Raw genomic sequence first — 12,665 nt, 5'->3', positions numbered from 1 at the left:
TCCTGGACACCTCACGAACCACTAGTTGAGCACCTCGCCGGCTCTTCCGGCTGCTCTGCACTCGGAGCCAAGATCTTTGCGGGACAGCCCTTAGGGGCGCACAGGCCCTTCGATCTGCCGATAACAGTGCTCACGATGGCGGATCGCTCACTCATGTCGTACGCGGAGTCATCGCATCGGGGGCACCTTGAGCGGGAAAGTACGTCGGTGTTGCCCATGCTGACGGCCTACCATCAGCTACAGGCTGAATCGCCTTCGCAGGCGACATCGGTGACCATGATCGAGCAGTTATGAAAGGGCACCCCGTGACGACCGAATCCCCCCGTTGGTTCACCTCCTCGTACAGCAACAACGGCGGCCAGTGCATCGAGGTCGCCGCCAACCTCATCGCTTCGCGCGGTGTGGTCCCCGTCCGTGACTCCAAGAGCCCGGCCGGCCCGGTGCTGAACGTCGCGGCCGCTTCGTTCACGTCGTTCGTGGCGGGCGTCAGGGCCGGAGAGTTCGGCGCCGTCTGACCCGTCCGGACTCTGCGCCGGTCTGTGACACCGAGGTGCCGAGGGGAACTGAGCCGGGGCGTGGTGCCAACGGCCGGTTCCTCCTCGGTGGGCAAAACCCGCTCGACCTCACCGCGTCGTTGAGGAGATCATCAAGCATGGAATTTCTCTGCTACCACCGCGACCGGCCCGGCTCCTTGGCGCTGCGCGATGAGCTGTCGGAAGAGCATTGGTCCTACATGGACCGGTATGCGGAAGAGATGATCGCCCGGGGTCCGACCTTCGCCGATGACCGTGAAACCCTCACCGGAAGCGTGCACATCCTCGACCTGCCCGATCCCGCCGCTGCCCGCGCGTTCGCCTTCGACGAGCCGAACTACCAGGCCGGGGCCTACCGGGATGTGATGTTGCGACGGTGGCGCAACATGCTCGGACGCACCATGTGGGATTTTCCCGGCGGCCGGGAAGGCGAGGACCGGTATCTGGTCCTCGGCCTCGGCACGGGGCAGGCCGCAGACGTCGAGCTGCCGCCCGCCCGGGACGAGCTGATCGCGTACGGCCCCCTGCTGTCCGACGACGGGACCGTCTGGCTGGGCACGGCAGCGCTCGTCCGCGCGCCGGACCGGGAGACGGCGCGCGCCGTTCTGACTCCGGACCGGTACGCGGCCATCGAGGTGCACAGCTGGTATTTCGGCGGACGCCCCGCATAGGCGTCGCTGCCACGAACGTCGCCCCGGTGACGCGGTCACGATGCCGGACTACCATCAACTACCGGTCGGGGCACGGCCCCGGGCGGCGTCCGTGGGCACGATTGACCAGTTACGAAAGGGCATTCCGTGACGAACGAATCCCCCCGCTGGTTCACGTCCTCATACAGTGAGAACGGCGGCGCATGCGTGGAGGTCGCCACCAACCTCATTGCCTCGCGCGGCATCGTCCCCGTCCGTGACTCCAAGGACGTGGCGGGCCCCGTCCTCAGCATCCCCACCGGCTCGTTCACGTCCTTCGTGGCGGGCGTGAAGGCCGGAGATTTCGGAACCGTCTGATAGCTCGGCGGATGCCCCGCCGTGTCGTCCATCACGGCGGGGCATCCGCCGCCCGTTCAGGTATGCGCTTGCGAGTCCTTCTTAGGTTCCCCGAAATTGGCTCTTGCACGGCGGAGCAGTTTGCACTCAAGACCACCTTCCCCATGGCCTCCATGACCGCGTCCGCGGTGGCGTACACAGGTGTGGTGGGAACGTTGCTGGGCATCGGGGTGCGCGGACGGGAGCTGCTCTCCTGCGGATTCTCCTCTATGTACTCGGTGAGCTGAGAGTCGCTCAGTTCACCGAGATATGTGTGCAGTTGGATGACTTCATCCGGGCGCGACCTGCGAGAGTACTGGATCCCGGCCATGGGCAAACCCCGGCGCTGGCTCCACGACATCTGGGTGGACCTGGGTGCGCCCGCAGATGTGGTCCGCGACATCCATGAGCGCCGGTACGCGGACCCCAAGCCGATCGGCCGTGTGCGGCGTATCCGCCGAGGGATGCGAGCCCGTGCCTTCCTGCGGCGCGGCATCAAGCGCACGCTTGCCACGGGCTGAAGCCCCCGGTGGGCGCCTCCGGCGCGGATACGTCATGACGACCCGTCGATTTCCCCACCGGGCCCGGTGTTCCGTACCGCCAGATTCTCTGTGGTCATGGTCCCCAGATGCCGGCTCCGATGTTGGCGATGATCTCCACCCACTCAGAGTGCTCATCACCGAAGGGGCGTGGATCCTTGATTTTGATCTTGTTTCTGAAGGTGTCCAGAGACTCTGCCAAGGCTTCGATGAGCTCTTCGTCGTCCCCGTAGTCCTCTGGGAGGCTTCCGACGATTCTTGTCATCCCTGTAATGGTGTGGACCAGCGAGGAGAGATCGCCGTGGAGCGGGATCGGGCGCATGATGCCTTCGGCCAGCTGGTGCAGTTCACCTGTTCGCGTGTCAGCTACGACAGCACTGATCTCGAAGTTTCCGAGGAAGACCCAGTTGGCAGCGGCGGCGGGTAGGTTCCACGTGCTGCCGAGCTCGTCGACCGCGACAGCGCGGAATCCGAAGTCCTCGGCGTCAATCCGGGGGAAGGAGATGAACTCGTTGTCCGGCAGTCCGATGGTCGTGAGGGAATTCAGAGCATCGCCGCTGAAGCCAGCCGCCCGTGCCGTCTCTGAAGGTGCTTGGTGGACTCGCTCCTCATCAAAGGTGTGAATGAGCTCATCGCGAGAAATTTCGAAGATCATCTCAGTTGCCTGCCGTTTTCCGTTCAGCTCTGGTACGGCGTGAGTGGTGTGTGGGTCTTGTACCAGTCCTTGAGGTCTTTACGGTACTGAATGTGTTCTGCGTCAACTCTTCTGCCGTATTTCCAGTCGGTCTCGCCGGGCTGCCGCGGTAAAGATTGATCATACGACTGTGAGTGGCTCACGGGTAGGTCTTTGCCGAAGTACTTGGCGGTCCATCGGTCACAGAAGGAGGGTGCCTTCTGACAGGGCTCGCGCTCGGTGTAGAGACTCTTGAGTCCGGCCTGTTGGTCTGCCTTTAACAGCGGGTATCCGACGGAGCGTTCGGAGTGGACGCTCTTGCTGTAGCCGACCAGCGTGAACTGGTGGCCTTTGCCGTCGTTGAACGAGCCGGCGGCGTAGTTGTTTCCGGTCCAGTCCTTACGTGCGTAGCGGGCCGTCTGTGTCGCCCGCGCCAGTTCAGTGGAGCCGGGTTTGATGGGTTTGGACGTGACGCGGTCGGTGTCCGCGCCCGTCACGCTGTACGGGTTGTTCTCGCCGGAGCGGGGGCGCCACGTCCGGGTGCCCCCGTTTTCCGTGAGCAGCATATTTATGCCCGATGGATCAGTTTTGCTTACGGGCGAGGTTGTGCCGTTTGCGTTCAGTTGAACGACGGAGCCATCTAGATTGACCATGTACATTGGATTTCCGGTGTCGCAGCCATCGAGATCCGTCTTGGTCTTCTTCTCGTTCTCTTCGTGTCCTTTCTTACTGGCGTCGATTTCTCCGCCGTGCTTCTCCAGGACGTCAACGGTCTCGTCGGCTTTTTTCTCTACGGCGTCCTCTGCCTTGTCCATGACCGTGGCCAACTTGTGGAATCGGCTGTCCTTCTTGACGGAGCCACGGCGCTTTGTGCCGCCGGTCTTGTGCTCGTTCTTCTTCTTGTCGAAGTTGCGCCTGGTCTCGCCGTAGCCTCCTGATGCCCTGTCGAATTCGTCGAACTCTATGACCAGATCTTGGGCCATATCGCCCGAGCCGGCGGTGTATTGGTCGATGTTGCCGTCATCGTGGGCGTCGAGCTGATTGGTGAACAGGTCTTCGATCTTCCCGAGGATCGTTGTCTCTATCCTGTCCGTGACGACCGAAGTGATCTCACCGACTGCGTAGTCGATGGCCTCGTGCAGGGCGATGCGGCAGAGACCGATAGCGGCTGCGCTGAGCAGGCCGCTGAGGCCTGCGGTGAAGAACATGCCGATGATGCCGGCCGTGGCGGTCGCCGCGGTTGAGCTCAGTTCAGCGATGCAAGCGATCTTGCATCCTTCGATGAGGCCGGCGCAGTCGTCGAGGGCGCCCGCCAGGTCGTCGAGCGCGCCGATGAAGGTGGTGAGGTCCTTCGTGGTCAGTTTTCCCCAGCGACGGTCGATTGCCTGAACCGTCTTGCCCTTGCTCTTGCCGCCGACGATGTGGGAACACGCTCTGTTGCCCTCCGTGATTACGTCACGAAGGCCCTCCGCGAGACTGCGATAGTCCTTGGCCGAGCCGCGAACCTCGTCCTCGTCGATGTTGGGCCAATTCACCCCCACCAGGTCCAGAACCTCGACAAGGTCGTCGGGCAGTGTCTTCCCCACGTTCGATTCCCCCCCCGTAGGTCTACAACCTTCGTAGCGTCAAAGTAAATTGACTAAAAGTCAACCGAGGGCGAAAAGAACAGGTCATGGAAGCCTTTGCCGTAGAGGCTGCAGACACACGAGTGTCTCGTCCGTACCGACTGCCAAGCTGCCGTCATGAAGGAGCGCCACCGCCCGGACCGCGGGCCCGGGGCGGAACGCATGGACCGTCGCCGTGTCCATGGCCATGTACTCGACCAGTCCGTCTGCCCAGCCGATCGCCAGTACGGGGCCGGAGTCCGTGGTGTGTGCGGCGTCCAGTGCCGTCACTGGGCATCGCCGCATGGCAACAGGAGCGGAGAGGGGTGCTGTCGCGGGCTGCCAGACGCGGACGCGCCCGTCGATGCCACCGCTGTAGATGAGAGGGGCACGTTCGTTGCTGTGGCCGATGGGCGGTTCCAGCACGGTCAGAGCGGTGATGGCCCCGTTGTGGAGCTGAGCGCTGCGATGCCACTCCCGTTCGTCCTCAAGCGCATAGGCGTACCCTGAGCCGGAGTCGTCCGCCACAGCCAGGACGGTCTCGGAGGAAGCGACCGCAGTGTTGCGGCTGCCACTTCTACGTTTGTTCACAGCCTCCACTAGACGCTCCAGAGGACCCGGGGCATCGTCGAACAACGCGCTGATTCTGTTCTGTCTGGGCTCACCCGGCGCGTGCTGTGTGTGTAGGTGCCCATGCCCATCCAGTACAAGCACCGTTCCGTCGGGGCGCGCGCTGACCGAACATGCTCCGTCGACCGGAGCGGGCATTCGGCCCTGCGGCGCGCCATCTCGTACATCAAGCATGCGAATGGTTCCGTGGTGATCAGCGGCTACCAGGGAGTTCACGCGAGCTGAATGGCGTGCTGCCATGGCCCGGACCGGACCGGGCCATGGAGGACGGATGTCATTACGGACACGGCGCCAGATCAGACGCCACGCTGCTCCGGAGGCAAGCGAGACGAGTTGCTCATTCAGCCGGGGATCGGCCTCGTCACCCAGTGCGGCGAGGAGCGTCAACGCCCGGTCGGAAGCGCTTTGGTCACGCGTCAGCGACCCCGCGGCGCGTAGCCAGGCCGTACGCAGACCGCCATGATCTTCCTCCGACAGGTCGTAGCGCCGGGATATCTGCCACGGGTCCGATGCGCAGACTGCGGCGGCGTCGGCAAGGTCGCCGTCCCAGCCCACCAGCGTTGTGTCGCGGCTGACCACTCCGGGTCTTCCGGATGCGGTCTCACTCTCTGCTGCCTTGCGCGTGGCATCTGTCCACTGCTCGTGGTCCAGGTCCATCACGGCCGGGTCCAACGCCATGAGGGACGGGATCTCCGGTGTACCGGACCGGACTTCCACCACTAGCCGTATGTGGTCGTGTCGCGCGAGGTGGTGTACCAGTTCGCTGATGGCCTTTGGGTCTTCGGCCGCGTGTAAGTCGGGCAGAACGAGAACAGTGCGCCGTGCGTCGAGGCTCAGCGAACGAACGAATTCCCCGGGGGTGCGTGTCGGCAAGGACAACTGCTGCGCCAGCGCCCAGGCTGCGGTCGCCGCGGTCTGGTTGGCGAGTGGGGCGAATCCGTGCACACGGCGTTGTGGGTTGGCGCCGGCCGCGGAACCGTGGGCAACCAGCCAGGCCAGCAGGGCAGACTTCCCACAGCCTTCTCCCCCGGTCAAGAGGCAGAGCCGTGGAGCGGCCGGATCTGCCAGCCAGGACAGTAGCGCCGCTCCGGCGGGCTCACGTCCCGAGCCCGGTCGGTCCCATATCTCTTCGCTCACGGGTGCCTTTCCTGCTGCGCGGCGTGGGCCATCAGCCCCTTCAGGCCTTCTTCGCGGGAGCCCGCGGTGTCTCCGTAGTCGAAGCTGTGGGTGAACTCCGCCTGAGGGAAGAGCGCTTGCATCCAGATGGCGCAATAGTGACCCGGCATCATGCAGGGCTCCAGCTCGCAATACACTCGGCGCACCTGCGCGGCGGCCGCCCCGGCTGCGGAAAGCTGCTGCCACAGAATCTCTTCGGGGTGTGGCCCCCCGGGCTCTGCCTGGGCCGTGGCGATCTGTTTCTTCCCCGTGTCATCGACATACTCAAAGGCCGACGAGAACGGGAAATTGAGGGTGTGACGTACGTCGTCCAACACCCGTGGCCACCAGCCTTCATGGTCCTCGAATGCGGCCGCGTCGATCTGTCGCAACTCCGCGTTCAGCTCCCGGAACGCGGCTGCTGCCACGGACAGGTTTGTGGAGGCTGCGATCACCGGCAGGCGGCGGTCGAGGGCGGCTAGCGATGCGTTGAAAGCACTGAGATCCGTACTCACGAAGACGTCTGACCCCGGCCGCGTGACGAAGACCCCCACCACGCCTCCGTCGGGCCTCACGCACAGGTGGGCCAAGCCGTCGGTGCCGACGCGTACCCAGTCCGCGCGCTCATCCCGAAGGGTGGGGCCTCCGCGGCCGGTGAATACGCCGAGAGTCGGGCCGTCCGTCTCGCCGGCCGCTGTGAAGTACGGTGCCACGTGCAAGGGGACACCTACGTCGCGCAGCATGCCGCGGGTCCCGCCCGACAGCCCTGCTCCGTACCAGCCGGGTACAGCGATCCGACGCATGCCGTCTCGGCCGAAGTGGGTGAAGGATGGGTCCGGGGCGTGCTCGGACATCAGGCTCCCTAGTCATAACAGGTGAAAGATCACATAAACCCTAGCCCGTTCCGCCCGTCGCTGAGAGCCCTTCGGCGAGGACCGAGGGCGGGTGTATCGGCCGTTGTGCACGGCCGGGCTGCCGTGTGACCCGGTCGGCGGATCGTACCGGTGTCCGGCGTCACCGCCGACGGCGGGCAGGTCGCCGTGATGGCGTAAGTCGGCCCCGCCGCACGGATGCGCAGGGCGAAGACATAAGGGCGCCCGTCCGGGCGGTCCTGGGCGGGAGTCACCCCGCACGCTCCCGGAGGCCACCCCTCGGCCTTTGCCGAGACGTTCGCTTCGGCGCGTGATGTTCCGGGCGAAAGCACTGATCACTGATTAGCGCATCAGTTCGATTCCAGTACCCTGGACCCATGGCAACGCACCAGCTCCAGGGATCGCTCTTCGACCAGGGCGAGGATGTGCGCCTCGGCCCGTTGAGCGGGATGCGCAGGACGGTCCTCGGGGACGGGGCCTGGATCGACCTGCTGCCGGGGTGGCTGAGTGGCGCCGGGGTCCTGTTCGAGCGGCTGGCCGCCGACGTTCCGTGGAAGGCCGAACGGCGGCAGATGTACGAGAGGGTCGTGGACGTGCCCCGGCTGCTCGCCTTCTACCGGGCCGGGGAGCCGCTGCCGCACCCGGTTCTCGACGAGGCGCGCCGGGCCCTCTCCGCGCATTACGCCGCCGAGCTGGGCGAGGAGTTCACGACCGCCGGCCTGTGTCACTACCGGGACGGGCGCGACAGCGTGGCCTGGCACGGCGACCGCATCGGCCGGGGCGACCGCGAGGACACCATGGTCGCCATCCTCTCCGTGGGCGCACCCCGTGACCTGCTGCTCAGGCCCCTCCACGGTGGCGAGACCGTCCGCCGCCCGCTGGGTCACGGCGACCTGATCGTGATGGGCGGCTCCTGCCAGCGGACCTGGGAGCACGCCATCCCCAAGTCCGCCCGGACCGCCGGAGGGCGCATCAGCGTCCAGTTCCGTCCGCTTGGAGTGCGGTAGGGCCGGGGCGGATGCCGGTCGAGCGGCCGATACCGTCAGCCTTCTCGGTCTGAGGCTTCAGCGCTATCGAGGTCTGCCCCATGGCGAGGGTGCTGGCCCGACCGCGTTCTGGCCCGCAGGGCAGGCGGCCGTGGCCCGGCCGGCGTTCCTCCAGTGGGAGGATGGCGAGCGCCAGACGGGTTGCTCCCGGGCCACGCTCGGCTCCGCGGCCGGGGGCAGCCCCCTACGGTCTGCCCATGAAACGCACGAGTATCGCCGTCACGACCGCCTGCCTGCTGTGCCTGGCCGCGGCGACCGTCCCCGCCGCGGCCGACTACGCCGGCAACCCGCTGGCCGGGGACAACGGCTTCGGTGTGATCGTCCAGGGTGACGCCACCCTGGGCAGCACCGAAACCGAGGGCTCGGTCGCCATCGGCGGCGACCTCACCTTCGGGCCCGGGTACAACGTCGCCCTGCGCACCCCCGGCACCTTCACCGCCCCCGGTGACGACCGCCCGACCGCACTCCTGGTCAAGGGCCGCGTCGACTATGCCGGGAGCTCGCCGCAAGGCGTACTGAGGGTCCTCAGCGACGGCTATGTGAAGATCGGCGATCCGACCGGCACGTCCGTCCTGAACCAGGACGCCAACAACGCCGAAGTCGCCACGCACGAGGTGGCCTCGGGCGCCGCCTACGACTCCACGCCCCGGATCGAGGAAACGGTTCATCAGCCCGTCGCCTCCGTCACCGACCCGACCGGCCTGCCGGACCTCGACACGCTCTTCGCGACGTACCGGGACCGGTCGGACGCGATCGACACCTGTGACACCAATGTGGTCCTGCGTGACGCGGCCGGAACCCCGCTGCCCGACCAGACCGGCTTCCCGGCGGGGACCAGCGCCCACATCACCCTCACCGAGGGAGAGACGAACGTGCTCCGGCTGACCGGCGAGGCACTGAACAACCTGTCCGAGATCACCTTCGACACCCCTCCGACGGCGTCGACTCCGTTCGTGGTCGACGTCGACACGACCGCGAGCGACGGCACCTACGTCTGGCATGTCCCCAATCTCGCCGGGGTCTCGGGCGCACAGGCCCCCTACATTTTGTGGAACTTCCCCGACGCCACGGACATCACCATGGCCGACGGTGACTCGCTGGAGGGCACGATCTTCGCGCCCCGGGCCCACCTCACCGATATCGACCCCGCCAATATCGAGGGGACGGTCGTGGTGAAGGAACTGACCGCGGGACCGCTCACGGAGGGCGGAGCCTCCTCCACCGACGCCGGTGAGATCCACCAGTTCCCCTTCGCCGCCGACATCGACTGCACCGGGGACGTGACCCCCACTCCGACGCCGACTCCCACGGAGCCGACGCCGACTCCCACGGAGCCGACGCCGACTCCCACGGAGCCGACGCCTGCTCCCACGGAGCCGACGCCGACTCCCACGGAGCCGACGCCTGCTCCGACGGAGCCGACGGCTACTCCGACGGAGCCGACGGCTACTCCGACGGAGCCGACGCCCACCTGGTCCCATTCCGTTTCCCCGGCCACCCACCACGGCGGGCATCACCCCCCGGGCGGCGGCCTCGCACACACCGGTTCGTCCACCACGCTCTACGCCGCGAGCGGTGCTCTCTTCCTGGTGATCGCCGGAGCCCTGATGACGGGACGTCGTCGCAGGCCGCGGCACTGAGCCGAACCTGAACACGCCGGATCCGGGCCGGTCACCCTTCGCCGCGCAGCTGAAGCAAGTACGTCGCGGTCAGGGCGACGGCTCGGTCCCCGTCCCGCGACAGCTCCACGAGGGCTCGCGCCGCCCTCGTCCCGGGGATGCCCGCCAGTGCCTGGGTCAGCCGGCCGCGTGCGGGCGCCTCCGTGGTGTCCTGTGCGATCCGGTCGACGAGCCCGGCGGCGATCCGGTCCGCCGCAGCGGTGTCGGCCGCGAGCACGCCGAGCACGTCGGCCGCGCCGGTGTCGTTCCTTCCCGCCACGATCATGTCGATGAGCGTCGGGACCGCCTCGGCCACGCCACGTTCACCGAGCGCGAGAGCCGCGTGCCCGCGCACCACGGCGTCGGGGTGCGCGAGGGCGTCCCGCAGCCGGGCGGCGGCCTCAGCGCCGGGCAGCTCGGCGAGGGACTGGACGGCGCGCTCCCGCACCGCCGCCACCGGGGAGTCGAGGCCCGCCGCCAGCAGTGCCGGGCCCCGGTCGCCCGAGCGTGCCAGCGCCCAGCGAATGGCTCCGGCGACGTTCGGTTCCGTCTCACTCAGCGCCGCTTCCACCAGGGCCTCCACCGGTACCGGCACCTCGTCGGGCGAGGACAGGGCCGCGCGCTGGCGTGCGTCGGCGCTCGTCGAGCCCAGCGCCCGCAGGGCCGCCACGACCTGGAGGACGTCGTCCCAGCCGGCCGGGTCCGTGGCGTCGACCCGGCGCAGAACCGTGAGCAGTTCGGTCTCCGCCGCGATGCGTTCGCGCGTCTGGCGGACCAGGTCGTCGACGAGCAGCGAGGGCGTGAAGCCGGGGTCGTCGAGTGCGCGTCCGATCTCACGCAGCGACAGCCCCAGTGACCGCAGGCTCTCGATGTGGAAGATCCGCCGGATGTCCTGCCCGGAGTACTCCCGGTAGCCGGAACCGGTGCGCCCGGAGGGACGCACCAGGCCGAGCGACTCGTAATGCCGGAGCATCCGGGCGCTGACCCCGGACCGCCGGGCGACCTCACCGATCAACACGCCTCGTCATCCCTCCTGCCCGTACCCGCCGAGGGCCACGACGCGCTTCGCCTCCTCGATCGCGTACTCGAATCCCGCGTCCGGGTCGCGCAACAGCCGCTGGGTGGCGATCGCGTGCGCACGCACACCCGGCTCGGAGGCGGTTGTCACGGCGAGCAGGGCCGGTCCGGCCGCTTCCCCGAGCGCGACCAGGGACCGGCTCAGGCTCAGCTGCGTCTCCCGCCCACCGCGCCCGAGCTGCGCCGCCAGCACCGTGGCCAGTGCGGACTCCTCACCTTCCGGTACGAGCGCGACCGCCGTCCGCCAGGCGGTCCGCGCCACTTCTTCGTCAGCGTCGCACAGGAGCGTGCGGGTGACGGCCGGCCACGCCTGCCGGTCCCCGATCTTCGACAGCGTGTGCAGCGCCTGGCTCCGCGCCTGCGCCCGCTCCGAGCGGAGTTCGCGGAGCAGTCCGGGAAGCGTCAGGGGCGCCGGGTGGCGGGTGAGTGCCCAGGTCAGCATGTCGCGGACGAGGAACTCCGGCTCGACCGCGCACCGCTCGATGAGTCCGTCGACGAAGCGCGGGTCGGGAGCGGTGCCGACGGCGAGCGCCGCCCGCAGCCGTACCGACGAACGGTCGTCCTCCAGAGCGTGAAGCGCCCGTGCCACATCCGTATCCGTGCCCGTGCCCGTGTCCTGCCCTGTGATCGCCATGGGGGCCACCTCCTTGGCAGGCAGTCAAGACCTTGTCACCGTGTCAAGGTCAAACACGCGGGCCGCCTCAGCCCGCGTACTGCGGCGGTACGGCGGCGGCCTCGGCGAGGACCGGGCCCAGGTCCTCGGTGCGGATGCGGCGGTCCACGTACAGCAGGCCCGTCACCAGCGGCGGGAACGTGGCCACGATCAGCTGGCTGACCAACTGGCCGACCAGCACGGCCAGCAGGTAGCCGCTCATGGCGACGACGACCGACGCCGCGTTCGGGTCGTCGCTCAGGTTGGCCGAGCCGAGCATGCCCGAGAACATGCCGAGGAACGTGAACGGCAGCTGGATCACATAGCTCGCGACCGCCGCCATGGCGCCCGCCAGCAGGGTGATGCCGAAGATCCGCCACCAGTCCCCGCGCACCAGCGCGGAAGAGCGGCGCATCGAGGCGATGGGGCCCTGGTTCTCGAAGACCGCGGCCGAGGGCGCCAGACTGAACTTCACCCAGAGCCAGATCGCCAGCGGTCCCGTCGCCAGTGCGCCGAGGACGCCGATGACGATCAGTGCGACCGATCCGCCGCCGCCGCCCGAGTCGGCCAGGCCGACGATGAGGGTGATGACGGCGGCCCAGACGAGCACGATGGGGACCATCGCGATCAGCCCGGTCAGGAAGACCGTTCCGATCACGGCGGGAACCCGAGCCCAGGCCCGGCGCCAGACGGCGGAGAAGGTGGTCGGCCGGCCCAGCACCGCTTCCTGGAGGACCGAGGGCACGGCCGCGTACATCAGGGCTGTGGAGAGGACGCCCACGATCAGGCACACCAGGGCGACCACGCAGAAGGCGACCAGGACAGGTACCCAGTCCTCGGTCCTTGCGTCCTCGTCGGAGCTGAGTGAGACGAGCCGGTCCAGATGGCCCGCCGTGGCGGAGTAGGCGATCGCGATCGCCGCCACGACCACGGCCAACGCCCCTCCGTAGGCGGCCGCGCCGACGCCGTACAGCTGCTTGCCGTGGCGGCCCACGGTGGCGAACGCGCCGTTCAATATGTCCCCGAGCCTCAGCGGCCCCAGGGGTATCACCCCGGGTTTGGGCGGCGTCCAGCCGCCGCCCCAGCCGCCCCAGTTGGGCGGGCCCCCGTACGAAGGTCCCCCGTACGGCGCGCCCTGCGGCCCGCCGCCCCACCCTGCGTCCTGCGCCACTGCCGTTCCGCCTGTCCCTCGGTCATGTAC

General features: G+C 67.8%; 14 protein-coding genes and 1 pseudogene. 8 read left to right on the top strand and 7 right to left on the bottom strand.

Going from position 1 to position 12,665, the window contains the following annotated elements; genetic code table 11:
• From ACZ601_RS34570 to ACZ601_RS34545, 6 genes and pseudogenes are all read left to right on the top strand, one after another.
• Positions 1-294 (top strand): annotated as a pseudogene (locus ACZ601_RS34570) (hypothetical protein); the annotation flags it as partial.
• A gap of 11 nt (positions 295-305) precedes the next feature.
• On the top strand, positions 306-515 hold the full coding sequence (locus tag ACZ601_RS34565) for a DUF397 domain-containing protein (protein ID WP_469545273.1): 210 nt from the start codon (positions 306-308) through the stop codon (positions 513-515).
• Between the two features lie 137 nt (positions 516-652).
• Positions 653-1,204, top strand: coding sequence for a YciI family protein (locus ACZ601_RS34560; RefSeq protein WP_469545271.1), 552 nt, complete (start codon positions 653-655; stop codon positions 1,202-1,204).
• A 126-nt stretch (positions 1,205-1,330) separates the two neighbouring features.
• Positions 1,331-1,540 (top strand): DUF397 domain-containing protein, encoded by a 210-nt coding sequence (locus tag ACZ601_RS34555; RefSeq protein WP_469545269.1) that lies wholly within the window; start codon positions 1,331-1,333, stop codon positions 1,538-1,540.
• Between the two features lie 143 nt (positions 1,541-1,683).
• On the top strand, positions 1,684-1,806 hold the full coding sequence (locus ACZ601_RS34550; RefSeq protein ID WP_469545267.1) for a hypothetical protein: 123 nt from the start codon (positions 1,684-1,686) through the stop codon (positions 1,804-1,806).
• A 36-nt stretch (positions 1,807-1,842) separates the two neighbouring features.
• A complete protein-coding gene (locus ACZ601_RS34545) occupies positions 1,843-2,079 on the top strand; it encodes a hypothetical protein (RefSeq protein WP_469545266.1) in 237 nt (78 codons plus the stop codon).
• 94 nt (positions 2,080-2,173) lie between these two features.
• On the opposite strand, the gene ACZ601_RS34540 is transcribed toward ACZ601_RS34545, so the two are convergent.
• From ACZ601_RS34540 to ACZ601_RS34525, 4 genes are all read right to left on the bottom strand, one after another.
• Positions 2,174-2,752 carry an SUKH-4 family immunity protein gene (locus tag ACZ601_RS34540; protein WP_469545264.1) on the bottom strand — a complete coding sequence of 193 codons (579 nt, stop codon included), beginning with the start codon at positions 2,750-2,752 and terminating at the stop codon, positions 2,174-2,176.
• Between the two features lie 23 nt (positions 2,753-2,775).
• Positions 2,776-4,356: a WXG100-like domain-containing protein gene (locus ACZ601_RS34535; RefSeq protein ID WP_469545262.1), complete on the bottom strand. Its 1,581-nt coding sequence runs from the start codon at positions 4,354-4,356 to the stop codon at positions 2,776-2,778.
• Between the two features lie 84 nt (positions 4,357-4,440).
• Positions 4,441-6,141 carry a WD40 repeat domain-containing protein gene (locus ACZ601_RS34530; RefSeq protein WP_469545260.1) on the bottom strand — a complete coding sequence of 567 codons (1,701 nt, stop codon included), beginning with the start codon at positions 6,139-6,141 and terminating at the stop codon, positions 4,441-4,443.
• Positions 6,138-7,013: a nucleic acid/nucleotide deaminase domain-containing protein gene (locus ACZ601_RS34525; protein ID WP_469545258.1), complete on the bottom strand. Its 876-nt coding sequence runs from the start codon at positions 7,011-7,013 to the stop codon at positions 6,138-6,140. Before ACZ601_RS34525 ends, ACZ601_RS34530 begins: the two co-directional genes overlap by 4 nt.
• Before the next feature lie 395 nt (positions 7,014-7,408).
• On the opposite strand from ACZ601_RS34525, the gene ACZ601_RS34520 reads away from it, so the two are divergent.
• Positions 7,409-8,038, top strand: a complete 630-nt coding sequence (locus ACZ601_RS34520; RefSeq protein ID WP_469545256.1) for an alpha-ketoglutarate-dependent dioxygenase AlkB — start codon at positions 7,409-7,411, stop codon at positions 8,036-8,038.
• Positions 8,039-8,274: 236 nt separating this feature from the next.
• Positions 8,275-9,717 (top strand): collagen-binding domain-containing protein, encoded by a 1,443-nt coding sequence (locus tag ACZ601_RS34515; protein ID WP_469545254.1) that lies wholly within the window; start codon positions 8,275-8,277, stop codon positions 9,715-9,717.
• Positions 9,718-9,748: 31 nt separating this feature from the next.
• Here ACZ601_RS34515 and ACZ601_RS34510 read toward each other — a convergent pair whose 3' ends face one another.
• The 3 genes from ACZ601_RS34510 to ACZ601_RS34500 all read right to left on the bottom strand — a co-directional run bounded on the left by ACZ601_RS34510 (position 9,749) and on the right by ACZ601_RS34500 (position 12,635).
• Positions 9,749-10,753, bottom strand: coding sequence for a MerR family transcriptional regulator (locus ACZ601_RS34510; RefSeq protein WP_469545252.1), 1,005 nt, complete (start codon positions 10,751-10,753; stop codon positions 9,749-9,751).
• A gap of 6 nt (positions 10,754-10,759) precedes the next feature.
• Positions 10,760-11,446 carry a HEAT repeat domain-containing protein gene (locus ACZ601_RS34505; protein ID WP_469545251.1) on the bottom strand — a complete coding sequence of 229 codons (687 nt, stop codon included), beginning with the start codon at positions 11,444-11,446 and terminating at the stop codon, positions 10,760-10,762.
• A 67-nt stretch (positions 11,447-11,513) separates the two neighbouring features.
• Positions 11,514-12,635 carry a DUF7847 domain-containing protein gene (locus ACZ601_RS34500; protein WP_469545249.1) on the bottom strand — a complete coding sequence of 374 codons (1,122 nt, stop codon included), beginning with the start codon at positions 12,633-12,635 and terminating at the stop codon, positions 11,514-11,516.
• Positions 12,636-12,665: the final 30 nt, after the last annotated feature.

It is taken from the genome of Streptomyces sp. NPDC104307 (genome assembly GCF_055584045.1).
Note: the sequence above shows the minus strand (reverse complement) of the source record. Positions and strands in the feature narration are given on the sequence as shown.